We start from the raw sequence: 23816 nt of genomic DNA on the forward strand, positions 1-23816 counted from the left end.
CGCGCGGACCCGCAGTCTTTCCGGATGCGCCTCAAGGCCCGGGAGTACCGGATCCGCGCGGGGGAGCGCGAACACCGAGTCGTCCGGCCGTGGCCCCCGCTGCGGCACACCACGGTCAACTCGCCCGTCCACGACCGCTGGGGCTACCTCGTCGGCGACCACGACGGCCTCTCCCGGCTCGCCGCGCTCTTCTCCTTCGCCGCGTTCTCCCGGCACACGGTCGTCCACGTCCCGCTGCGCGACAGCCTGCCGCGCGCCTACGCGCCGGGCACCCCCGTCGACCTCGTCCTCGCCCACCGGGACACCGGCGGCCTGCGCCCCTCCGCCTGGCCCGCGCTGCGCGGCCGGCTCCGCGACGGGCGGCCGCTGACCCTCCGTACCGACGAGCGGCGCACCGCCGACCGCGCCGCCGCCTGGGAGGCGGCCCCCGAGCGGGTCGCCGGACGGCTCCGGCCCGCCGTGCACGCCCGCACCCTCTTCCTCTTCGGCGACCGCGACGTGCTCTCGGCCGCCGCGGGGGAGCTCGCCGTGGCGGCCGGACACGGGCCGCTGCACGAGCGGGCCCCCAAGGGCCACGACGTCCTGCTCGCCTCGCTGACCCCGTTCCTGGAGCAGCCCGCGTCCGGGTGGGACCGCACCGAGGTGGACATCGGGTTTCAGGCCCGGCCCCCGCTGCACCGCTTCACCCCGCCGGGACGGCCAGCCAGTCGTCGATCCCGGCCAGCAGCTTCTCCCTGATGTCCTCCGGCGCCGCCGAGCCGCGGACCGACTGCCGGGCCAGTTCGGCCAGTTCCGGGTCCGTGAAGCCGTGGTGCCTGCGGGCGATCTCGTACTGCGCCGCCAGGCGGGAGCCGAAGAGCAGCGGGTCGTCCGCACCGAGGGCCATCGGCACCCCCGCGTCGAAGAGCGTCCGCAGCGGGACGTCCTCGTGCTTCTCGTACACCCCGAGGGCCACGTTGGACGCCGGGCAGACCTCGCAGGTCACTCCGCGCTCCGCCAGCTTGCGCAGCAGCCGCGGGTCCTCGGCGGACCGGACTCCGTGGCCGACCCGGGACGCCCGCAGATCGTCCAGGCAGTCCCGTACGGACGCCGGACCCGTCAGTTCGCCGCCGTGCGGGGCCGCGAGCAGGCCACCGTCGCGCGCGATGGCGAAGGCCCGGTCGAAGTCCCGGGCCAGGCCGCGCCGCTCGTCGTTGGAGAGCCCGAAGCCGACCACACCCCGGTCCGCGAACCGCACCGCGAGCCGGGCGAGCGTCCGCGCCTCCAGGGGGTGCTTCATCCGGTTCGCCGCGACGAGCACCCGCATCCCGAGCCCGGTCTCCCGCGATGCCGCGTCGACCGCGTCGAGGATGATCTCCAGGGCCGGGATGAGCCCGCCGAGGTGCGGGGCGTACGAGGTGGGGTCGACCTGGATCTCCAGCCAGCCCGACCCGTCCCGGACGTCCTCCTGGGCCGCCTCGCGGACGAGCCGCTGGATGTCCTCGGGGGCGCGCAGGCAGGAGCGGGCGATGTCGTACAGCCGCTGGAAGCGGAACCAGCCGCGCTCGTCGGTCGCCCTCAGCTTCGGAGGCGTACCACTGCTCAGCGCCTCGGGAAGATGCACGCCGTACTTGTCGGCCAGCTCGATCAGGGTGGTGGGCCGCATCGAACCGGTGAAGTGCAGGTGCAGATGGGCCTTGGGCAGCTGGGTGAGATCGCGGTAAACGTGCTCCATTGGCTGATCCTGCCGCACCCGAATGGACGAAGGCACCCCGTTTCCCCGATCGGGACCTTGCTAGAACGCAAAAGCGGGCCCCCGGCTCCGAAGAACCGGGGGCCCGCCATCACCTAGGAACGTTACTTGCCGGTCCCGCTCAGTCCGTCGCCTCGGCGAGGAGCTTCTGCAGCCGGGACACGCCCTCCACCAGGTCCTCGTCGCCCAGCGCGTACGACAGGCGCAGGTAGCCCGGCGTGCCGAAGGCCTCGCCCGGGACGACCGCGACCTCGGCCTCGTCCAGGATCAGGGCGGCCAGCTCGACGGAGGTCTGCGGGCGCGTGCCGCGGATCTCCTTGCCGAGCAGGGCCTTCACCGAGGGGTACACGTAGAAGGCGCCCTCCGGGGTCGGGCACAGCACGCCTTCGATCTCGTTGAGCATCCGCACGATGGTCTGGCGACGGCGGTCGAAGGCGCGCCCCATCTCCGCGACGGCGTCCAGGTCGCCCGAGACGGCGGCGAGGGCGGCGATCTGCGCGACGTTGCTCACGTTGGACGTGGCGTGCGACTGCAGGTTCGTCGCGGCCTTCACGACGTCCTTCGGGCCGATGATCCACCCCACGCGCCAGCCGGTCATCGCGTAGGTCTTGGCGACGCCGTTGACCACGATGCACTTGTCGCGCAGCTCCGGCATGACCGCCGGCAGGGAGACGGCGGAGGCGCCGCCGTACACCAGGTGCTCGTAGATCTCGTCCGTGAGGACCCACAGACCGTGCTCGACGGCCCAGCGGCCGATCGCCTCGGTCTCGGCCTCGCTGTAGACGGCGCCGGTCGGGTTCGACGGCGAGACGAAGAGGACGACCTTGGTCTTCTCCGTACGGGCCGCCTCCAGCTGCTCCACCGAGACCCGGTAGCCGGTGGTCTCGTCGGCCACGACGTCCACCGGGACACCGCCCGCGAGGCGGATCGACTCCGGGTACGTCGTCCAGTACGGCGCCGGGACGATGACCTCGTCGCCCGGGTCGAGGATCGCGGCGAACGCCTCGTAGATCGCCTGCTTGCCGCCGTTGGTCACCAGGACCTGGGAGGCGTCGACTTCGTAGCCGGAGTCGCGCAGCGTCTTGGCGGCGATGGCGGCCTTGAGCTCCGGCAGACCGCCGGCCGGCGTGTAGCGGTGGTACTTCGGGTTCTTGCAGGCCTCGACGGCCGCGTCGACGATGTAGTCCGGGGTCGGGAAGTCGGGCTCACCCGCGCCGAAACCGATCACCGGGCGCCCGGCGGCCTTGAGGGCCTTGGCCTTGGCGTCGACGGCGAGGGTGGCGGACTCGGAGATCGCACCGATCCGGGCGGAGACCCGACGCTCGGTGGGAGGGGTAGCAGCGCTCATACGGCCCATCGTCCCAGACCTCATCAAGGCCCGGCACACAGGTTTCACGGACCGGACAGGAACGGTCATTCCCGGTCGTACGCGCGTCCGACGGCAGGTCGGTCGTGGTTTCTGTTCGACGCGGGGGCCTCTGACCACGTATGCTCACTCCTCGTTGGCCCGCACCGACCACATCTCACGATGCGGTACGTTGAGGGACACCAACAAAGGGTCGTAGCTCAATTGGTAGAGCACCGGTCTCCAAAACCGGCGGTTGGGGGTTCAAGTCCCTCCGGCCCTGCTACACACACCGCCAGGTGTTGTGCGCATGTACGTACTTCATTGCACCGCCGTGCGGCTCCACCCGGGCGCGGCACGGCCGACCCGGAATCAGGTGAGAGATCGTGACGGACGCCGTAGGCTCCATCGACATGCCTGATGCCGATGACGAGGCCTCCGAGTCGAAGAAGAAGTCCCGCAAGGGCGGCAAGCGCGGCAAGAAGGGCCCTCTGGGCCGTCTCGCGCTCTTCTACCGACAGATCGTCGCCGAGCTCCGCAAGGTCGTCTGGCCCACGCGCAGCCAGCTTTCGACGTACACCACCGTGGTGATTGTCTTCGTCGTCATCATGATCGGCCTTGTCACCGTGATTGACTATGGCTTCCAGGAAGCAGTCAAGTACGTCTTCGGCTGACTTTTTGTTCCACCCCATCTGTATCGCAGGAAGAAGCAGCCACCGTGTCTGACGCGAACCTGAACGACGCCTTCGAGTCCGAGTCCGTCGAGGACGAGCTGGACATCGTCGAGGCCGCCGACGAGGACCAGGCAGACGCTGCTGACGACGTTGCCGGCGAGGCCGCCGAGGAAGCCGCTCTCCAGGTCGAGGACGAGGACCAGGACGAGGCGGAGACCGAAGAGGACGCCGAAGCCGAGGCTGACGAGGACGACGAGTCCGTCGCCGACGAGGTCGAGGACGCCGAGGAAGAGACCGAGGAGGAGGCCGAGCCGGCCGCCCCGGTCGACCCGGTCGCCGCGCTCCGCGAGGAGCTGCGCACCCTGCCCGGCGAGTGGTACGTGATCCACACCTACGCGGGCTACGAGAAGCGCGTGAAGGCCAACCTCGAGCAGCGTGCCGTCTCGCTCAACGTCGAGGACTTCATCTACCAGGCCGAGGTCCCCGAGGAAGAGATCGTCCAGATCAAGGGCGGCGAGCGGAAGAACGTCAAGCAGAACAAGCTTCCCGGCTACGTTCTCGTCCGCATGGACCTGACGAACGAGTCCTGGGGCGTCGTCCGCAACACCCCCGGCGTCACCGGCTTCGTGGGCAACGCCTACGACCCGTACCCGCTGACCCTGGACGAGATCGTCAAGATGCTCGCCCCGGAGGCCGAGGAGAAGGCCGCCCGCGAGGCCGCCGAGGCCGAGGGCAAGCCGGCTCCGGCCCGCAAGCTGGAGGTCCAGGTGCTGGACTTCGAGGTCGGCGACTCGGTCACCGTCACCGACGGCCCCTTCGCCACCCTCCAGGCGACCATCAACGAGATCAACCCCGACTCGAAGAAGGTCAAGGGCCTCGTCGAGATCTTCGGTCGCGAGACCCCGGTCGAGCTCAGCTTCGACCAGATCCAGAAGAACTGATCTCACAAGTTTCCGACCAGGTCAGAGTGGCTCATACAGCCGCTCTGACCTGCTCGGTTTTTGGCCGCGCGTCTATACCCGTTATCGTTGTGCGGTATGCCTCCATCCGGATGACCGGATGGCGGGCTGAACACTCTCACTAGGACCCGGAGAGAGCAATGCCTCCCAAGAAGAAGAAGGTCACGGGGCTTATCAAGCTCCAGATCAACGCTGGTGCGGCCAACCCGGCCCCGCCGGTCGGTCCCGCGCTGGGCCAGCACGGCGTCAACATCATGGAGTTCTGCAAGGCCTACAACGCCGCGACCGAGTCGCAGCGTGGCATGGTCGTGCCGGTGGAGATCACGGTCTACGAAGACCGCTCCTTCACCTTCATCACCAAGACTCCGCCGGCCGCCAAGCTGATCCTCAAGGCCGCTGGTGTGGACAAGGGCTCCGGCGAGCCGCACAAGACCAAGGTCGCCAAGCTCACGGCTGCCCAGGTCCGCGAGATCGCCACGGTCAAGCTCCCCGACCTGAACGCCAACGACCTGGACGCCGCGTCCAAGATCATCGCTGGCACCGCCCGTTCCATGGGCATCACGGTCGAGGGCTGATCACCCCCCTCGTGACCTAGTGGTAGGGCCAGCGCTGGTCCGCACCACGACTCCACACCTGAACCAACAGGAGAAGCAGTGAAGCGCAGCAAGACCCTCCGCGCAGCGGACGCCAAGATCGACAGCGAGAAGCTCTACGCTCCTCTCGAGGCCGTCCGTCTCGCCAAGGAGACCTCCAGCACCAAGTTCGACGGCACCGTCGAGGTCGCCTTCCGCCTGGGCGTCGACCCGCGCAAGGCCGACCAGATGGTCCGTGGCACCGTGAACCTTCCGCACGGCACCGGCAAGACCGCCCGGGTCCTGGTCTTCGCGACCGGTGACCGTGCCGAGGCCGCGATCGCCGCGGGCGCCGACATCGTCGGCTCCGACGAGCTCATCGACGAGATCTCCAAGGGCAACCGCCTGAACGAGTTCGACGCCGTTGTGGCCACCCCGGACCTCATGGGCAAGGTCGGCCGCCTCGGCCGCGTCCTCGGCCCGCGTGGTCTCATGCCGAACCCCAAGGTCGGCACCGTCACCCCCGATGTCGCCAAGGCTGTCAACGACATCAAGGGCGGCAAGATCGAGTTCCGCGTCGACAAGCACTCGAACCTGCACTTCATCATCGGCAAGGTCTCCTTCGATGACACGAAGCTGGTCGAGAACTACGCCGCGGCCCTGGACGAGATCCTCCGTCTGAAGCCGTCCGCCGCGAAGGGTCGCTACATCAAGAAGGCGACCATCACGACGACGATGGGCCCCGGCATCCCGCTGGACTCGAACCGCACCCGCAACCTCCTCGTCGAGGAGGACCCGGCCGCGGTCTGAGCCCTTCCGGCTCACTGAGTGGTCAAGCCGGCCCCGCACCTCCTCGGAGGTGCGGGGCCGGCTTTTTGTTACGGTTCGAGGGACCGCAGGAAGCTGCCCGAGGGGTGGGGGAACAGATGAACATGTCCGCATGGAAGCGCGCGGGTGTCGCCGTGACGGCCGTGGCCGTCGTCACCGGGGTCGCGGGGTGTCAGGACGGGGACGGGAAGGCCGCGGGCGCCGACGAGGCGCAGACGCAGAGCCTCGGCGACATCACGAAGGTGATCCGGACCGCCTACGAGAAGACCTCGGCCGCCAAGTCCGCGAAGATCCGGATGACGATGGAGCTGCCGGCCGGTCTCGAGGGCGGCGGCACCATGGAGATGACCGGCGTCCAGGGCTGGGACCCGACGGTCATGGACATCACCGTCAAGGGCTCGATGCTGGGCGCGGGGAACGCCGGCGGCCCCGACAAGATGCGCATGATCATGCTCGGCAACGTCATGTACATGGACATGGGTGCCGAGCAGGCCGGCAAGATGGACGGCAAGCGCTGGATGAAGCTGGACATGCAGGCCGCCGCGGAGGCGTCCGGCGACAAGGCCCTGTCGAAGTCGATGACCGGCGGCCTGGAGAACATGAACCAGGACCCGGCCAAGCAGCTCGCCCTGCTCCTCGACTCGCCCAACCTCAAGCACCTCGGTGCCGAGAAGGTCGACGGCGCCGAGACCCAGCACTACAAGGGCACGCTGACCCTGGAGCAGATGGTCGCCACCAACAAGTCCCTGGACGTGCTGTCCGAGAAGGACCGCGCGGACCTGGTCGAGAGCGTCAAGAAGGCCGGCATCACGGCGTACGACACCGAGGTCTGGGTCCGTGAGGACGGCTACCCGGCCCGGATGGACATCGGCATGAAGTCGGCGCAGGGCACCGTGACGATGGGGATGCACTTCTCCGACTACGGCTCCAAGGCCACCGTCCAGGCCCCGCCGGCCAAGGACACCGTCGACCTCTTCGAGATGCTGAAGGGCCTCGGCGCCGGGGGCGGGAAGGCCTGACGCACGGCAGGCGTCCGGGGGCGGTCAGGGCTGATTTGCCCCCGGGCGTGTCGGTCACGTACTCTTCCGAGGAAGCCAAAGACCGCTGGTCGTCACTGTGCCGTCAAGGTGCGGTGGCCGAAGGATTCGCTGCGACGCGAACGACCCGCGCAGGTGATTGTGGATGAGTTCCCGGATCTTCATGATGCGGTTGAGCTGAGCCCCGAGCGCCTGCGCCCGGGGCGTTTTCGTTGTGGCAGTGCCTTCTGAGCGGTCCTCATCACCCGGAAGGAGGCCGACGCTCTATGGCAAGGCCCGACAAGGCTGCCGCGGTAGCCGAGCTTGAGGACAAGTTCCGCAGCTCGAACGCCGTCGTGCTGACCTCGTACACGGGGCTCACCGTGGCGCAGCTGAAGACGCTGCGTCGTTCGCTCGGTGAGAACGCCCAGTACGCCGTGGTGAAGAACACGCTGACCAAGATTGCGGCCAACCAGGCCGGCATCTCCGCGCTGGACGACCAGCTTGCTGGTTCGACCGCGGCCGCCTTCGTCACCGGTGACCCGGTGGAGTCGGCGAAGGCTCTGCGTGACTTCGCCAAGGAGAACCCGAACCTCGTCATCAAGGGCGGTGTCCTTGACGGCAAGGCGCTGTCCGCCGACGAGTTCAAGAAGCTCGCGGACCTCGAGTCCCGCGAGGTTCTGCTCAGCAAGCTGGCCGGCGCGTTCAAGGGCAAGCAGTCCCAGACTGCCTCGCTCCTGCAGGCGCTGCCGTCGAAGTTCGTCCGCACCGCGGAGGCGCTTCGCGTCAAGCTCGCCGAGCAGGGCGGTGCCGAGTAATTCGGCTCGCGTCATGATCTGCGCCGCCTAGGCACAGGTCGTAGCGGGCCGTAACGCCCGCCTCTCTATACATCCGGCACCTGCCGAATTAGTGGAAGGATCGCCCATCATGGCGAAGCTCTCTCAGGACGACCTCCTCGCCCAGTTCGAGGAGATGACCCTCATCGAGCTCTCCGAGTTCGTGAAGGCCTTCGAGGAGAAGTTCGACGTCACCGCCGCCGCGGCCGTCGCTGCCGCCCCCGCGGGCGCCGCTGCCCCGGCCGAGGCCGAGGCCGAGCAGGACGAGTTCGACGTCATCCTCGAGGGTGCCGGCGACAAGAAGATCCAGGTCATCAAGGTCGTGCGCGAGCTCACCTCCCTGGGCCTCAAGGAGGCCAAGGACCTCGTCGACGGCACCCCGAAGCCGGTCCTCGAGAAGGTCGCGAAGGAGGCCGCCGAGAAGGCTGCCGAGTCCCTCAAGGCCGCCGGCGCCTCCGTCACGGTCAAGTAAGACCGTTTCGAGTCGCTGAAGCTGACTCCTGCCCCCGTGTAACGCGGGGGCATCGAAAGGCGATCACCCTTCTGGGTGGTCGCCTTTCGGCGTTCCCCGGGAAGGGCGTGGCGGGGGGCCCGAGGGCCGTCGGCGGCGGAGTATGGTGATCTTCGCCGTGCGCCCCGCAGACCGGGGGGCCTTGACGAACCGCACGCAGCGCGCAATTCTCAGGACGCGTCGTCACAACGATCCGTTTCCGAGGCATGGATCGACGACTGAACGGGCAGTATCGAGGTGCGCCGCACGGCGCGAGGTACCGCGGAGTTGAGAGCAACGAGGGTCGCGAATTACTCGCCCTGGACATCAGTGAGCCAAGTGGCTACACTGACCCTTTGCGCTGCCTGTTAGCTGCCCCCTGCCCGTCACCAGGGGCATACCTTCGCATCCGCTTCGTGGACCGACCCCGTCTGAGCTGGCCTTCTGGTCGTATCAGGAAAAGTCTGCCGTGAAGCGATGCAGGGGACCGGTACGCGCGTAGTGAGTCCGAGCCCTCGGAAGGACCCCCTCTTGGCCGCCTCGCGCAACGCCTCGACCAATACGAACAACGGCGCAAGCACCGCCCCGCTGCGCATCTCCTTTGCAAAGATCAAGGAGCCCCTCGAGGTTCCGAACCTCCTCGCGCTGCAGACCGAGAGCTTTGACTGGCTGCTCGGCAACGCCGCCTGGAAGGCTCGCGTCGAGGCTGCCCTTGAGTCGGGACAGGACGTCCCCAGGAAGTCCGGTCTGGAAGAGATCTTCGAGGAGATCTCGCCGATCGAGGACTTCTCCGGGTCGATGTCGCTGACCTTCCGCGACCACCGCTTCGAGCCGCCGAAGAACTCGATCGACGAGTGCAAGGACCGTGACTTCACGTACGGCGCCCCGCTCTTCGTCACCGCCGAGTTCACCAACAACGAGACCGGCGAGATCAAGTCCCAGACGGTCTTCATGGGCGACTTCCCGCTCATGACGAACAAGGGCACCTTCGTCATCAACGGCACCGAGCGTGTCGTGGTGTCGCAGCTGGTCCGTTCGCCGGGTGTCTACTTCGACTCCTCCATCGACAAGACGTCCGACAAGGACATCTTCTCCGCCAAGATCATCCCGTCCCGGGGTGCCTGGCTGGAGATGGAGATCGACAAGCGCGACCTGGTCGGTGTCCGCATCGACCGCAAGCGCAAGCAGTCCGTCACCGTCCTCCTCAAGGCTCTCGGCTGGACCACCGAGCAGATCCTGCAGGAGTTCGGCGAGTACGAGTCCATGCGCGCCACCCTGGAGAAGGACCACACCCAGGGCCAGGACGACGCGCTGCTCGACATCTACCGCAAGCTGCGTCCGGGCGAGCCGCCGACCCGTGAGGCCGCTCAGACGCTGCTCGAGAACCTCTACTTCAACCCGAAGCGCTACGACCTCGCCAAGGTCGGCCGCTACAAGGTGAACAAGAAGCTCGGCGCCGACGAGCCGCTGGACGCCGGCGTGCTCACCACCGACGACGTCATCGCCACGATCAAGTACCTGGTGAAGCTCCACGCGGGCGAGACCGAGACGATCGGCGAGAACGGCAACGAGATCGTCGTCGAGACCGACGACATCGACCACTTCGGCAACCGTCGTCTGCGCAACGTCGGCGAGCTCATCCAGAACCAGGTCCGCACGGGTCTGGCTCGTATGGAGCGCGTCGTGCGTGAGCGCATGACCACCCAGGACGTCGAGGCGATCACGCCGCAGACCCTGATCAACATCCGGCCGGTCGTCGCCTCCATCAAGGAGTTCTTCGGCACCAGCCAGCTGTCGCAGTTCATGGACCAGAACAACCCGCTGTCGGGTCTGACGCACAAGCGTCGTCTCTCGGCGCTGGGCCCTGGTGGTCTGTCCCGTGAGCGGGCCGGCTTCGAGGTCCGAGACGTGCACCCGTCCCACTACGGACGCATGTGCCCGATCGAGACCCCCGAAGGCCCGAACATCGGTCTGATCGGTTCGCTCGCCTCGTACGGCCGCGTCAACGCGTTCGGCTTCATCGAGACGCCGTACCGCAAGGTCATCGACGGTCAGGTCACCGACGAGGTCGACTACGTCACCGCCGACGAGGAGGACCGCTTCGTCATCGCGCAGGCCAACGCCGCGCTCAACGACGAGATGCGTCTCACCGAGAACCGCGTCCTGGTGCGTAAGCGTGGCGGCGAGGTCGACTACGTCCTCCCGTCCGAGGTCGACTACATGGACGTCTCGCCGCGCCAGATGGTGTCGGTCGCGACCGCCATGATCCCGTTCCTCGAGCACGACGACGCCAACCGCGCCCTCATGGGCGCGAACATGATGCGTCAGGCGGTGCCGCTGATTAAGTCGGAGGCCCCGCTCGTCGGTACCGGCATGGAGTACCGCTGTGCCACCGACGCCGGCGACGTGCTCAAGGCCGAGAAGGACGGTGTCGTCCAGGAGCTGTCGGCCGACTACGTCACGGTCGCCAACGACGACGGCACGTACATCACGTACCGCCTGCACAAGTTCTCCCGCTCCAACCAGGGCACCTCTGTGAACCAGAAGGTCGTCGTGGACGAGGGCGACCGCGTCATCGAGGGCCAGGTCCTCGCCGACGGTCCCGCCACCGAAGACGGCGAGATGGCGCTCGGCAAGAACCTGCTCGTGGCGTTCATGCCGTGGGAGGGTCACAACTACGAGGACGCGATCATCCTGTCGCAGCGCCTCGTGCAGGACGACGTCCTCTCCTCGATCCACATCGAGGAGCACGAGGTCGACGCCCGCGACACCAAGCTCGGCCCGGAGGAGATCACCCGGGACATCCCGAACGTCTCCGAGGAGGTCCTCGCCGACCTCGACGAGCGCGGCATCATCCGTATCGGTGCCGAGGTCGTCGCCGGCGACATCCTCGTCGGCAAGGTCACGCCCAAGGGCGAGACCGAGCTGACGCCGGAGGAGCGCCTGCTCCGCGCGATCTTCGGTGAGAAGGCCCGTGAGGTCCGTGACACCTCGCTGAAGGTGCCGCACGGCGAGATCGGCAAGATCATCGGCGTCCGCGTCTTCGACCGCGAGGAGGGCGACGAGCTTCCCCCGGGCGTGAACCAGCTGGTCCGCGTCTACGTCGCCCAGAAGCGCAAGATCACCGACGGTGACAAGCTCGCCGGCCGCCACGGCAACAAGGGCGTCATCTCCAAGATCCTTCCGATCGAGGACATGCCGTTCCTCGAGGACGGCACCCCGGTCGACATCATCCTCAACCCGCTGGGTGTCCCGTCCCGAATGAACCCGGGACAGGTCCTGGAGATCCACCTCGGCTGGCTCGCCAGCCGCGGCTGGGACGTCTCCGGCCTCGCGGACGAGTGGGCGCAGCGCCTCCAGGCGATCGGCGCCGACCAGGTCGCCCCGGGCACCAACGTCGCCACCCCCGTCTTCGACGGTGCGCGTGAGGACGAGCTCGCGGGTCTGCTGAACCACACCATCCCGAACCGCGACGGCGAGCGCATGGTGCTCCCGACCGGTAAGGCGAGGCTGTTCGACGGCCGCTCCGGCGAGCCGTTCCCCGACCCGGTCTCGGTCGGTTACATGTACATCCTCAAGCTCCACCACCTGGTCGACGACAAGCTGCACGCCCGGTCGACCGGTCCGTACTCGATGATCACCCAGCAGCCGCTGGGTGGTAAGGCCCAGTTCGGTGGCCAGCGCTTCGGTGAGATGGAGGTGTGGGCGCTGGAGGCGTACGGCGCCGCTTACGCCCTCCAGGAGCTGCTGACGATCAAGTCCGACGACGTGACCGGCCGCGTGAAGGTCTACGAGGCCATCGTCAAGGGCGAGAACATCCCTGAGCCCGGCATCCCCGAGTCCTTCAAGGTGCTCATCAAGGAGATGCAGTCCCTGTGCCTCAACGTGGAGGTGCTGTCCTCGGACGGCATGTCCATCGAGATGCGCGACACCGACGAGGACGTCTTCCGCGCAGCGGAGGAGCTCGGCATCGACCTGTCCCGGCGCGAGCCGAGCAGCGTCGAAGAGGTCTGACGGGAGTTCGGTCGGGGGCTCGGCGTTTCACCGCTGAGTCCCCGGCCGGCCCCAGGACCCCCGTATCAGACCCCAAGCCTTACAACCCTGAGAGGGATTGACGCATAGTGCTCGACGTCAACTTCTTCGACGAGCTCCGGATCGGTCTGGCCACCGCTGACGACATCCGTCAGTGGAGCCACGGCGAGGTCAAGAAGCCGGAGACCATCAACTACCGCACGCTCAAGCCCGAGAAGGACGGACTCTTCTGCGAGAAGATCTTCGGTCCGACCCGGGACTGGGAGTGCTACTGCGGCAAGTACAAGCGTGTCCGCTTCAAGGGCATCATCTGCGAGCGGTGTGGCGTCGAGGTCACCCGCGCGAAGGTGCGCCGTGAGCGGATGGGCCACATCGAGCTCGCCGCTCCCGTCACCCACATCTGGTACTTCAAGGGCGTTCCGTCGCGTCTTGGCTACCTGCTCGACCTCGCCCCGAAGGACCTCGAGAAGGTCATCTACTTCGCGGCGTACATGATCACGTACGTCGACGACGAGCGTCGTACGCGTGACCTGCCCTCGCTGGAGGCGCACGTCTCCGTCGAGCGTCAGCAGATCGAGAACCGTCGCGACTCCGACCTGGAGGCCCGCGCCAAGAAGCTCGAGAACGACCTCGGCGAGCTCGAGGCCGAGGGCGCCAAGGCCGACGTGCGCCGCAAGGTGCGCGAGGGTGCCGAGCGCGAGATGAAGCAGCTGCGCGACCGTGCGCAGCGCGAGATCGACCGTCTGGACGAGGTCTGGTCGCGCTTCAAGAACCTCAAGGTCCAGGACCTGGAGGGCGACGAGCTCCTCTACCGCGAGCTGCGTGACCGCTTCGGCACGTACTTCGACGGTTCGATGGGTGCCGCGGCGCTGCAGAAGCGCCTGGAGTCCTTCGACCTGGAGGAGGAGGCCGAGCGCCTCCGCGAGATCATCCGTACCGGCAAGGGCCAGAAGAAGACCCGTGCGCTCAAGCGCCTCAAGGTCGTCTCCGCGTTCCTGCAGACCGCGAACAGCCCCAAGGGCATGGTTCTCGACTGCGTGCCGGTCATCCCGCCGGACCTGCGTCCGATGGTGCAGCTGGACGGTGGCCGCTTCGCGACCTCCGACCTGAACGACCTGTACCGCCGCGTGATCAACCGCAACAACCGTCTGAAGCGTCTGCTCGACCTCGGTGCCCCCGAGATCATCGTGAACAACGAGAAGCGGATGCTCCAGGAGGCGGTCGACGCCCTCTTCGACAACGGCCGTCGTGGTCGCCCGGTCACGGGCCCCGGCAACCGTCCGCTGAAGTCCCTCAGCGACATGCTGAAGGGTAAGCAGGGTCGTTTCCGTCAGAACCTGCTCGGCAAGCGTGTGGACTACTCCGCGCGTTCCGTCATCGTCGTCGGTCCGCAGCTGAAGCTGCACCAGTGTGGTCTGCCGAAGGCCATGGCGCTGGAGCTCTTCAAGCCGTTCGTGATGAAGCGCCTGGTCGACCTGAACCACGCGCAGAACATCAAGAGCGCCAAGCGGATGGTCGAGCGCGGCCGCACGGTCGTGTACGACGTCCTCGAAGAGGTCATCGCCGAGCACCCGGTTCTGCTGAACCGTGCGCCCACGCTGCACCGCCTCGGCATCCAGGCCTTCGAGCCCCAGCTGGTCGAGGGCAAGGCCATCCAGATCCACCCGCTCGTCTGCACCGCGTTCAACGCGGACTTCGACGGTGACCAGATGGCCGTGCACCTGCCGCTCTCCGCGGAGGCGCAGGCCGAGGCCCGCATCCTGATGCTGTCCTCGAACAACATCCTGAAGCCGGCCGACGGCCGTCCGGTCACGATGCCGACCCAGGACATGGTCCTCGGTCTGTTCTTCCTGACCACCGACGGTGAGCTCCGTGACACCAAGGGCGAGGGCCGCGCGTTCGGCTCCACGGCCGAGGCGATCATGGCGTTCGACGCCGGCGAGCTCGCGCTGCAGTCGCAGATCGACATCCGCTTCCCCGTCGGCACCGTCGCTCCGCGTGGCTGGGTTCCCCCGGTCACCGAGGAGGGCGAGCCGGAGTGGCAGCAGGGTGACTCGTTCCGCCTGCGCACCTCGCTGGGCCGCGCGCTCTTCAACGAGCTGCTGCCCGAGGACTACCCGTTCGTCGACTACTCCGTCGGCAAGAAGCAGCTCTCCGAGATCGTCAACGACCTCGCCGAGCGCTACCCCAAGGTCATCGTGGCGGCGACGCTCGACAACCTGAAGGCGGCGGGCTTCTACTGGGCGACCCGTTCCGGTGTCACCGTGGCCATCTCCGACGTCGTCGTGCCCGAGGCCAAGAAGGCCATCGTCAAGGGCTACGAGGAGCAGGACGAGAAGGTCCAGAAGCAGTACGAGCGCGGTCTCATCACGAAGGAAGAGCGCACTCAGGAGCTCATCGCGATCTGGACCAAGGCGACCAACGAGGTCGCCGAGGCGATGAACGCGAACTTCCCGAAGACGAACCCCATCTTCATGATGGTCGACTCGGGTGCCCGAGGAAACATGATGCAGATGCGTCAGATCGCGGGTATGCGTGGTCTGGTGTCGAACGCCAAGAACGAGACGATCCCGCGTCCCATCAAGGCGTCCTTCCGTGAGGGCCTCACCGTTCTGGAGTACTTCATCTCCACGCACGGTGCCCGTAAGGGTCTGGCGGACACCGCCCTGCGTACCGCCGACTCGGGTTACCTGACCCGTCGTCTGGTGGACGTCTCGCAGGACGTGATCATCCGCGAGGAGGACTGCGGCACCGAGCGCGGTCTGAAGCTGCGGATCGCCGAGCGCGGCGCCGACGGTGTCCTGCGCAAGACGGACGACGTCGAGACCTCCGTGTACGCGCGGATGCTCGCCGAGGACGTCGTCGTCGACGGCAAGGTCATCGCCCCGGCCAACGTCGACCTGGGTGACGTGCTCATCGACGCCCTCGTGGGCGCCGGTGTCGAGGAGGTCAAGACCCGTTCGGTCCTGACCTGTGAGTCCGCCGTCGGTACCTGTGCGTTCTGCTACGGCCGTTCGCTCGCCACCGGCAAGCTGGTCGACATCGGTGAGGCGGTCGGCATCATCGCCGCCCAGTCCATCGGTGAGCCCGGTACCCAGCTGACGATGCGTACCTTCCACACCGGTGGTGTGGCCGGTGACGACATCACCCAGGGTCTGCCCCGTGTCGTCGAGCTCTTCGAGGCTCGTCAGCCCAAGGGTGTCGCCCCGATCTCGGAGGCGGCCGGCCGCGTCCGTATCGAGGAGACCGAGAAGACCAAGAAGATCGTCGTCACCCCGGACGACGGCACCGACGAGACGGCGTTCCCGATCTCGAAGCGTGCCCGTCTGCTCGTGGGCGAGGGCGACCACGTCGAGGTGGGCCAGAAGCTCACCGTGGGTGCCACCAACCCGCACGACGTGCTGCGGATCCTCGGTCAGCGCGCGGTCCAGGTCCACCTGGTCGCCGAGGTCCAGAAGGTCTACAACTCGCAGGGTGTGTCGATCCACGACAAGCACATCGAGATCATCATCCGGCAGATGCTGCGCCGTGTGACGATCATCGAGTCCGGCGACGCGGAGCTGCTGCCGGGCGAGCTCGTCGAGCGCTCGAAGTTCGAGACCGAGAACCGTCGTGTGGTCACCGAGGGCGGTCACCCCGCCTCCGGCCGTCCGCAGCTGATGGGTATCACCAAGGCCTCGCTGGCGACGGAGTCCTGGCTGTCGGCCGCCTCCTTCCAGGAGACGACCCGAGTCCTGACGGATGCGGCGATCAACGCCAAGTCCGACAGCCTCATCGGCCTCAAGGAGAACGTCATCATCGGTAAGCTCATCCCGGCCGGTACGGGTCTGTCCCGCTACCGCAACATCCGGGTGGAGCCGACCGAGGAGGCCAAGGCCGCGATGTACTCGGCCGTCGGCTACGACGACATCGACTACTCGCCGTTCGGCTCGGGCTCCGGCCAGGCCGTTCCGCTGGAGGACTACGACTACGGTCCGTACAACCAGTAAGCGAGTCGCTTGACCGAAGGGCGGTCACCCCGATGGGGTGGCCGCCCTTCGGCGTTTCACCGGACGGGTCAGCGGGAGGCCAGTTCCCAGACCGCGACGAGCACGCCGGCGCTCGCGGTGAGCGCGGCGATGCTGGCCACCGGCCAGCGGGCCCGCTCCAGGTCGTCGAGGCGGGCCTCGTGGTCGGCGAGCTGCCGGTCGGTCTGGTCGCTGCGCTGCACGAGCAGCGCGAGCGCGCCGTCGACCCGGGCGAAGCCCGCCTCCAGGGTGCCGCGGAGCCGTTCCAGTTCGAGGGCGACGGCGACGGGGTCGTTCGGGTCAGACTCGGTCATCGGCACCGCCCGGGGTGGGGCGCAGCCAGGACGGCAGCAGGTTCTGCACCACGTCGAGGGCCATCACCCGGGCCAGTCCGCCGGCGACGGCCAGCGCCCCCGCGACCCAGGGGAGGGTGGCGGGGACGCCGGAGGCGTCGACGATCGCGGGGAGCACGACGGCGATGCCGACGGCGGACTGGAGGACGGTACGGGCCGTGCGCTTGGCGGCATCGGACATCGGGTCTCCTCTGGTGCGGTGGTCACTTCGTGTACGGGACCTTCAGCGCGCTCCAGGACGCGGCGCCGGGGATGCCGTCGGCGTCGGAGCCGCGGAAGCCGAGCTTGCGCTGCCACTTCGCGTAGCTGAGCCGGTCGGCCTCGCTCCAGCGGGGGCCGGGGCCGACGGTGTAGGCGGCGCAGCCCTCGGCGACGAGCCGGCGGCCCATGGCCGTGATGACCGGGGAGCTCGTCTCCTTGCGGAAGAACGAGGTGCCCGGGAACGGCTGGAGGCGGGGTGCGGTCGGCTTTCCGCCGTCGGGGGCGGGCTTGGCGGGGGCCTTGGTGAGCCGGGTCTGGACGCGCTGGCGGAGGGTCGGCATGCCGAAGCCCTTGGGGTCGCTCTTCCAGTCGGACCACTCCAGGTGGCCGATGACGGACTTGGCGCCCCAGCCGTGGGCCCGGCAGAGGGCGGCGGAGACCCGTTCGATCGCGTCGAGCTGGGCCGCCGGCCAGGGGTCGGTGCCGTTGCCGAGGTTGACGCACTCGAAGCCGTAGAAGCGGGAGTTGCCGTCGACGGCTCCGGGGCTGCCCTGGTGGGCGCGGGGGACCGGCGGCCGGTCCCCGTAGGTCTCGGTGATCACGGCCTGGAGGACGGACGGGTCGCCGCCGCCGGCGTGGTTGGCGCGTCCGTTGGCGACGAGGTGGACGGTGCCGTCCTTGGCGATGACGCCGTGGCAGAGCGGTCCGGGCAGGCCCTCGTAGCCGTTGAAGCACATCTCGACGGAGGAGGCGGTGCCGGTGCTGACGGTGTGGTGGATCATCACGCCGGTGACCGGGCCCCAGGCGCCGGTGTGGTTGCGGTTGTGGGTGCGCCAGCCGGGGTGTTCGACGACGGTGACGCCTTCGGCGCGGAGCGCGGCGAGGAGCCGGTCCGCGGGGAGGGGAGTGGCCATCTGGTGTCCTCCGGACATGAAAAAGGCCCGCACGGTGGGCGGGCGGGCTTACGGGTGGGGCGGGTGCTACGGCGCGGGGGCGGGTTCAGGGGTGGGTTCCGGGACGGGCGGGGCCCATGCCGCGCACAGCTCGGCCAGGGCGGAGCGGCGGGTCTGGAAGTCGGCGAGCGCGGCCGTCACGGCCCGCTGGGCGGCGGTCGGGTCGGGGACGACCGGGGCACCGTTCAGCGCGTCCACGATGGCCATGCCGGAGCCGCGCAGGACGGCGTCGCCGCCGCCCTTCTCGGTGACCTCGGCGGTGACGTACACCGACGGGTACTGCCCGGTGACCGGGTCGCGCTGGAGGGTGTGGCCCAGGCTGTTGTCGTAGACGCGGACGTCGACGGTGTGGCCGTCCTCGGTGAGGGTGGCGCGGCCCGCGTAGTCGATGGCCACGCCCCAGGGCTCGGTGGGGTCGATGTTCACAGGGTGCTCCTTGGGTGCGTCGGCAGGGGGGATCAGGTCTGGGCGCCGTGGATGAGGACGGGCTGGGCGTAGACGGTGCCGCCGGCGGCCTGGGCCTGGATCTCGATGTTCATGGTCTGGCCGAACCGGGTCTTCATGTCGCCGGGCAGCAGGCCGATGTAGTCGTAGGTGGTGCCCGCGGTGACCGGGGGTCCGAACGGGACGTTGTCGACGAGGACCCGTACCTGGCCGGTGGCGCCGCTGGACGCCGCCGTGCTGATGGCGAGCCGCAGCTTGGGCTGCCAGATGGGGTTGGAGCAGCGGGCGATGGTCGTGAAGCCGGCGGCGGTGGTGGAGGGCCACTTGGCCGGGTCGGTGGCCAGGGGCGGCATCAGCTGCAGCCAGGGCCGGGCGAGACCGCCGGTCAGGATGTCGTCCGCGAAGATCTCGTGGTTGTAGCCGTCGAAGATCCGGAACAGCGGCCGGGTGATGGTGACGCTCTCGGACGGGGTGGGACGGAACTCGTTGACCGCGGGCCGGGTGTTGACCGCGGTCGACAGGGCCTTGAGCCGGCGTTCCATCTGGTTGAGCCGGTCGATGATGTCCTCGGGCAGCTGGGGCATCAGGCCTCCTCAAGGTAGAGCTCGGCGGTGTCGGGCCGGCCGCGTTCCGGCGGGGTGATCTTGACGCCGACGATGCGGTAGCGGGCGTCGAGGCCCTGGGAGTACCACTCGTCGGTGATGCGGATGCGGGCGACGCGGCCGAGGAGCGCCGGCGGGACGATCCCGCCGAGGTGGATGCTGATCGAGGGGATCACCACGGCGCCGCGCGCCTGCGCGAGCTCGGTGGTGGCCACCGAGTCGAGCGCGAGCTGGTCGCTGATCTCGTTGTGGTCCGAGGACAGGTCGATCAGCGGCCAGCCGTCCACGAGCAGGTCGCTGGCGTACTGCGTGCCGGAGAAGAGGGGCCGGGACTCGGCGGCGGCGTTGGAGTTGGTGGAGGCGCCGCGGGCCACGGCGGTGGTGCCGCCGCGGGTCGCGTCGTACGGGAAGGAGTACGACAGGATGACGCCGGGCCGGTCGAAGACCAGGTCGGTCGCGCCGGTGACGATCTTGGGTTCGCCGATCCGGAGCTGCCGGATCCGCTGCCCGGTGGCCGGGTCGCGGTAGACCAGGATCTGGTGCTCGAAACCGTCCTCCGTCGCGGCGAGCTGGTCGAGGGCCTCCAGGTAGACGGTCTCGTCGCCCTTGCGCCACGAGGCCGTCTTCTGGAACTTGGGGATCTCGTTCCCGAAGGTGATCCCGAGGCGGCGGGGTTCCTGGCCGGCGGGGGCGTCGGGGTAGGTCTGGACGTCGAGTTCGCGCCACAGCCGGCGGGCGATCTCCAGCTGGTCGGTCGGTGTGTCGTACGTGATGTCGGTACGGATGCGGCGGCGGCCGGCGTACGAGTCGAAGGTGGCGGCCTGGACGCCGAGGGTGAGCACTCCGCGGCCGCTGGACTGCAGGGTGCTGGTCCAGACGATGCCGCCCCACCACAGGTCGCCGCCGCGTTCCAGGTAGACCGCGGTGCGGCCCTCCCGCACCTTCTTGACCCGGTCGGCGATGGCCTTGTCGGGGATGGGGACGGTGCCGGAGAGCGAGCCCGCCTTGCCGATGTAGTCGTCGAACGAGACGTCCCGCAGCGGCAGGATGTCCAGCGTCTGGTCGGTGAGCAGGTCGCAGAAGATCGCCCGGTAGGGCGTTTCGATGGCCATCGAGGGCCACCCCCTTACAGGACGTAGGTGGCGGAGACGCGGATGTTCCGGCCGGGGACGAGGGCGCCGTTGGAGGACCAGGTCCGCAGGTTGATCTGGCCGTTGGTGTAGATGTTGGCGCCGCCGTCGCCGAAGCCGTCGCAGGCCGAGGCCTCGAAGTCCACGCCCGGGCGCCAGCCGGCCGGGAGGGTGCACAGCGGCTCGTCGGGCAGGTTGCCGGCGCTGTCGACGTTGACCTGCGCGCCGCTGCGGGTGACGGTGACGGTGACGGTGCACAGCCCGCTCTTGGTCCTGCGGCCGCTGAACGAGACGACCGACCAGTTGGGCAGGGCCGTGGCGCCGGTGGAGGTGGTCTCGGTCTCCACCGGCGGCTGGTAGACCACCCAGGCGCTGCCGTTCCAGCGCTGCAGCTGGCCGCCGTTGTAGTCGCGGTACTGGCCGTTGTAACTGCCGGTGGTGATCGTGCCGCTGGGCGCGATGCCGCCGATCTCCTTGGGGTAGGCGACCCAGGCGGTGCCGTCCCAGCGCTGGAGGAAGTGGGCGTTGTCGTTGTCCTGGTACTGGCCCGGGTAGCCGCCGGCCACGCCGGCGTTGTTGTAGACGGGCAGGATGCCACCGGCGGAGACGGTCGTGGTGCGCAGGTCGGTGGAGGCGCCGCCCGCCCAGTCGATGCCGCCGGTGCCGGCGGAGGCGCCCTTCTTGACCTTCACCGTGAACAGGGTCAGGGAGCGGGCGGGGGCTGTCGGGGCGACCGGGGTCGCGGCCGGGGTGCCCTTCACGATCTCGACGGCGGCCTCGTGCTTGCCGAGGGCGTCCACGTCGTTGTCGTAGACGCGGACCACGACGAGGTCGATGCGGTCGTTGAGCGGGTCGCCGTCGGCGAAGGTGAGGGTGATGTCCTCGTCGAGGGCGACCGGGTAGGCGCCGTCGGTGGTGCCGCCCTGGATGACGGCCTTGCCGTGGTAGACGGTGGCCGTCATCGGGCCGGAGGAGCTCATCCACAGGCCGCCGACCCGGAACTTGCCGTCGTAGGTGCCGGGCAGGATGCCGGAGCGGACGCCGAGCGGGTTGACGGGGGTGGTGGCGCCGATGTTGGTGATGCGGGTGTTCTGGCGGGTCTGCCCGGTGGGCATCAGCCATCCGGAGCGAACGGGCATGCGGTTCTCCTGGAGGTAGGGGCGGTCGGGTGGCGGCCTCGCGGACTCAGTACTGGGGGGTGACCTGGAGGAAGGAGTTGTCGAACCAGGCCCGCACGTTGGCGTTGGTGCTCCGGTAGTACGCGGTGACCGTGTAGGTCGCGCCGGGCGTCAGGCCGGACAGGCGCTGCGTCGTCGAGACGGAGACGGCGTCCGTGGCGCTGGACGACTTGGAGGCGAAGGCGGCGAGTTCGTCGTCCAACTCGCGGACGACGGTGGCGCCCTGCGTGATCCGGACGCACATCAGCGCGGAGCTGGCGACGCCCGTGGTGCCCGAGTTCAGGGACAGCTCCATCTTCGAACCGAAGGAGAGGATCGCCTGCCGGCTCTCCGGGGCGACGAAGGTGAGCGTCAGCGGGTTCTCCGCCCGGTCGATCAGGGTGTTCACGAAGGTCGTCGAGAGGGTGTAGCCGCCGTCCAGCGAGTCGTTGAAGTACGGACCCGGGTACGCCGGCGCCCACGCCGCGCCGTTCCAGCGCTGGATCGGACCGGTCGCGGTGGCCCGGTACTGGCCCGTGTAGCTGCCCGCGGTCGTGGTGTTGACGGAGGTCGGGACGATGCCGCCGATGGCCTCCGGGTAGGCGACCCACTGGCCGCCGTCCCAGCGCTGCAGCTGGTTGTTGGCGGTGTCCTGGTACTGGCCCGGGTGGGCGCCCGGCAGGACCGGGCCCTCGACCGGGAGGATGCCGCCGAGGGCGACGACGGGGGTGCGCAGGTCCCTCAGGGAGGTGTTCCACGGGATGCCGCCGTTGCCTCCGCTGGCGCCGGCCGGGACGGTCACCTCGTACAGCGGGAGGCTGCGCGGCGGGGCCACCGGAGCCTTGGGGGCCTGGCCCGGCACGCCCTGGATGATGTCGACCTTCGCCTCGTTGCGGGTGCTGCCGTCGTAGAGGTTGTCGTAGATCCTCAGGACGACCAGGTCGATCCGCCCGTACTGGGCGTCGCCCGCGGCGAAGGTGACCTGTTCGGAGGCGGGCAGGGTCACCGGGTAGACGCCCTGGGAGATGTCGCCCTGGATGACGGCCCGGCCCTCGGAGACGGTCGCCGTCATGGCGGAGGCCTTGTCCATCCAGAAGCCTGACAGCCGCCACTTGCCGTCGTAGGAGCCGGGCAGGACGCCGGAGCGGACCTGGACGGGGTTGATCATGGTGGTCGCGCCGACCTGGTTGAGGCGGGTGTCCTCGCGGGTCTGGCCGGTCTCGGCGACCCAGCTGCTGCGCAGGTTCACGGGGTTCTCCAATCGGGGAGGTGCGGTGTGAGGGGCGGTCAGGACCTGATCCACTGGGCGGACAGGTTGCTGTAGTAGCCCGAGCCGCCGAGGGTGCGGACGGCGGCCGTGTGGTTGTGGTAGCCGGCGAGCTGCAGGACGTTGCCCGCGGTGAGCTTGACCAGGCCCTGGCCGCCGACGGTGACGGCGCCGGTGGACGCCGGGCCCAGCCAGGTCATCCGGGGTACGCCGACGCCGCCGAGGTGGATGCGGGCGCCGCGCACGCCGGTGGCGGAGTCGCCGTTCCAGGCGATGTGGCCGGAGACCCGCCACCAGCCGGTGCGCGGTACGACGAAGCTGTCGGAGCCGTTCCAGCCGGTGAAGTCGTCGATGTCGACGTTCTGGAGGGTGATCGGCGTCCAGGTGCCGGCCGGCACGCTCTGCATCGACGTCTGCGAGACGCTGAACAGGACGGCCGCCTTGCCCTCGGCGTACTGCCAGGCGGCACCGTCCCAGCGCTGCAGGACGCCGGCGTTGTCGCGGTACTGGCCGGTGTACGCGCCGGTCGTCATCGTCCCGTGCGGGGCGATGCCGCCGATCGGCTTCGCATACGAGACCCAGGTGGTGCCGTCCCAGCGCTGGAGCAGGCCGGCGACGTCCCGGTACTGGCCGACGTAGGCGCCCTTGAAGCCGCTGGCCGGGATGATGCCGCCGAGGGCGGTCATCGGGTAGTGCAGGGTCGTGACGACGCCCGCGGTGGTCCACTTGACGCCGCCGGTGCCGGCCGAGGTACCGGCCGGCACCGAGACGGTGTAGAGCGGGAAGGCGCTGCCGGGGCCCGAGAGGGGAGCGACCGGGGTGGCCGCGGGGGTGCCCTTGACCAGTCGGATCACGGCCCCGGTGGCACCGCTCCGGTCGTACGCGTCGTCGAGGACGGCCAGTTCGATCAGGTCGATCCGGCCGTACTGGGGGTCGCCGTCCGCGATGGTCAGGGTCTCGGGGGAGGTCACCGCGATCATGTACGCGCCCTGGGCGGTGTCGCTGCCCTGGACCACGGCCCGGCCGGTGCCGACGGAGCACTGCATCGCCGACGTGCCGGTCAGGACCAGGCCGCCGGGCACGATGCCGGGGCGCGAGCGCAGCGGGGTCTCCGCGGCGCTCTGCCCGTTCGGCGTGAGGAGCGCGGACAGCGCGAGCCGGGTGTCCTCGCGGGTCTGGCCGGTGGACTGGAGCCAGGCGGCCCGTACGGTCATGGGT

At 68.9% G+C, this 23816-nt stretch carries 21 protein-coding genes and 1 tRNA gene; 11 read left to right on the forward strand and 11 right to left on the reverse strand.

Annotated features, from left to right (window positions below; genetic code table 11):
- The first annotated feature begins 24 nt into the window (after positions 1 to 24).
- A complete protein-coding gene (locus ACIP84_RS30675; RefSeq protein WP_401802195.1) occupies positions 25 to 738 on the forward strand; it encodes a hypothetical protein in 714 nt (237 codons plus the stop codon).
- On the opposite strand, the gene ACIP84_RS30680 is transcribed toward ACIP84_RS30675, so the two are convergent.
- Both ACIP84_RS30680 and ACIP84_RS30685 read right to left on the reverse strand, forming a co-directional pair.
- Positions 683 to 1714, reverse strand: a complete 1032-nt coding sequence (locus ACIP84_RS30680; protein ID WP_401802197.1) for an adenosine deaminase — start codon at positions 1712 to 1714, stop codon at positions 683 to 685. The two genes, ACIP84_RS30675 and ACIP84_RS30680, sit on opposite strands and share 56 nt — an antisense overlap.
- Before the next feature lie 139 nt (positions 1715 to 1853).
- The gene (locus ACIP84_RS30685; protein ID WP_401802198.1) at positions 1854 to 3080 is read right to left on the reverse strand and encodes a pyridoxal phosphate-dependent aminotransferase; all 1227 of its coding nucleotides are present in this window, start codon (positions 3078 to 3080) and stop codon (positions 1854 to 1856) included.
- Between the two features lie 207 nt (positions 3081 to 3287).
- On the opposite strand from ACIP84_RS30685, the gene ACIP84_RS30690 reads away from it, so the two are divergent.
- The 10 genes from ACIP84_RS30690 to ACIP84_RS30735 all read left to right on the forward strand — a co-directional run bounded on the left by ACIP84_RS30690 (position 3288) and on the right by ACIP84_RS30735 (position 16473).
- Positions 3288 to 3360, forward strand: a tRNA-Trp gene (locus ACIP84_RS30690).
- A 103-nt stretch (positions 3361 to 3463) separates the two neighbouring features.
- Positions 3464 to 3751 carry a preprotein translocase subunit SecE gene (gene secE / locus ACIP84_RS30695; RefSeq protein WP_030318724.1) on the forward strand — a complete coding sequence of 96 codons (288 nt, stop codon included), beginning with the start codon at positions 3464 to 3466 and terminating at the stop codon, positions 3749 to 3751.
- A gap of 44 nt (positions 3752 to 3795) precedes the next feature.
- Positions 3796 to 4692, forward strand: coding sequence for a transcription termination/antitermination protein NusG (gene nusG / locus ACIP84_RS30700; RefSeq protein ID WP_401802201.1), 897 nt, complete (start codon positions 3796 to 3798; stop codon positions 4690 to 4692).
- 158 nt (positions 4693 to 4850) lie between these two features.
- Positions 4851 to 5285, forward strand: a complete 435-nt coding sequence (gene rplK, locus ACIP84_RS30705) for a 50S ribosomal protein L11 (RefSeq protein WP_030318720.1) — start codon at positions 4851 to 4853, stop codon at positions 5283 to 5285.
- A 78-nt stretch (positions 5286 to 5363) separates the two neighbouring features.
- Complete coding sequence (rplA, locus tag ACIP84_RS30710; RefSeq protein ID WP_319310707.1) at positions 5364 to 6092, forward strand: 50S ribosomal protein L1; 729 nt, start codon at positions 5364 to 5366, stop codon at positions 6090 to 6092.
- A 116-nt stretch (positions 6093 to 6208) separates the two neighbouring features.
- Entirely contained in the window at positions 6209 to 7129 is a 921-nt protein-coding gene (locus tag ACIP84_RS30715; protein ID WP_401802203.1) for a hypothetical protein, read from the forward strand.
- A 284-nt stretch (positions 7130 to 7413) separates the two neighbouring features.
- Positions 7414 to 7944 carry a 50S ribosomal protein L10 gene (rplJ, locus tag ACIP84_RS30720; protein ID WP_030318714.1) on the forward strand — a complete coding sequence of 177 codons (531 nt, stop codon included), beginning with the start codon at positions 7414 to 7416 and terminating at the stop codon, positions 7942 to 7944.
- Positions 7945 to 8053: 109 nt separating this feature from the next.
- Positions 8054 to 8434 (forward strand): 50S ribosomal protein L7/L12, encoded by a 381-nt coding sequence (rplL, locus tag ACIP84_RS30725; protein ID WP_355967032.1) that lies wholly within the window; start codon positions 8054 to 8056, stop codon positions 8432 to 8434.
- A 549-nt stretch (positions 8435 to 8983) separates the two neighbouring features.
- Positions 8984 to 12466 carry a DNA-directed RNA polymerase subunit beta gene (rpoB, locus tag ACIP84_RS30730; protein ID WP_030549847.1) on the forward strand — a complete coding sequence of 1161 codons (3483 nt, stop codon included), beginning with the start codon at positions 8984 to 8986 and terminating at the stop codon, positions 12464 to 12466.
- A 107-nt stretch (positions 12467 to 12573) separates the two neighbouring features.
- A complete protein-coding gene (locus ACIP84_RS30735) occupies positions 12574 to 16473 on the forward strand; it encodes a DNA-directed RNA polymerase subunit beta' (protein WP_015035542.1) in 3900 nt (1299 codons plus the stop codon).
- 68 nt (positions 16474 to 16541) lie between these two features.
- On the opposite strand, the gene ACIP84_RS30740 is transcribed toward ACIP84_RS30735, so the two are convergent.
- From ACIP84_RS30740 to ACIP84_RS30780, 9 genes are all read right to left on the reverse strand, one after another.
- A complete protein-coding gene (locus ACIP84_RS30740; RefSeq protein WP_355967036.1) occupies positions 16542 to 16805 on the reverse strand; it encodes a hypothetical protein in 264 nt (87 codons plus the stop codon).
- Complete coding sequence (locus ACIP84_RS30745) at positions 16792 to 17025, reverse strand: hypothetical protein (RefSeq protein WP_355967039.1); 234 nt, start codon at positions 17023 to 17025, stop codon at positions 16792 to 16794. Before ACIP84_RS30745 ends, ACIP84_RS30740 begins: the two co-directional genes overlap by 14 nt.
- A 22-nt stretch (positions 17026 to 17047) precedes the next feature.
- On the reverse strand, positions 17048 to 17959 hold the full coding sequence (locus ACIP84_RS30750) for a peptidoglycan-binding protein (RefSeq protein WP_355967042.1): 912 nt from the start codon (positions 17957 to 17959) through the stop codon (positions 17048 to 17050).
- Between the two features lie 66 nt (positions 17960 to 18025).
- The gene (locus ACIP84_RS30755) at positions 18026 to 18424 is read right to left on the reverse strand and encodes an ATP-binding protein (protein WP_401802208.1); all 399 of its coding nucleotides are present in this window, start codon (positions 18422 to 18424) and stop codon (positions 18026 to 18028) included.
- Positions 18425 to 18456: 32 nt separating this feature from the next.
- Positions 18457 to 19026, reverse strand: coding sequence for a hypothetical protein (locus tag ACIP84_RS30760; protein ID WP_401802211.1), 570 nt, complete (start codon positions 19024 to 19026; stop codon positions 18457 to 18459).
- Positions 19026 to 20156 carry a hypothetical protein gene (locus tag ACIP84_RS30765; RefSeq protein ID WP_355967049.1) on the reverse strand — a complete coding sequence of 377 codons (1131 nt, stop codon included), beginning with the start codon at positions 20154 to 20156 and terminating at the stop codon, positions 19026 to 19028. The genes ACIP84_RS30760 and ACIP84_RS30765 overlap by 1 nt, the downstream gene beginning before the upstream one ends.
- 14 nt (positions 20157 to 20170) lie before the next feature.
- Positions 20171 to 21313, reverse strand: a complete 1143-nt coding sequence (locus tag ACIP84_RS30770; protein WP_355967051.1) for a hypothetical protein — start codon at positions 21311 to 21313, stop codon at positions 20171 to 20173.
- 46 nt (positions 21314 to 21359) lie between these two features.
- Positions 21360 to 22580, reverse strand: coding sequence for a hypothetical protein (locus ACIP84_RS30775; protein ID WP_355967054.1), 1221 nt, complete (start codon positions 22578 to 22580; stop codon positions 21360 to 21362).
- 38 nt (positions 22581 to 22618) lie between these two features.
- Complete coding sequence (locus ACIP84_RS30780; protein WP_401802214.1) at positions 22619 to 23812, reverse strand: hypothetical protein; 1194 nt, start codon at positions 23810 to 23812, stop codon at positions 22619 to 22621.
- Positions 23813 to 23816: the final 4 nt, after the last annotated feature.

Source organism: Streptomyces sp. NPDC088707 (assembly GCF_044752725.1).
Lineage (GTDB): Bacteria > Actinomycetota > Actinomycetes > Streptomycetales > Streptomycetaceae > Streptomyces.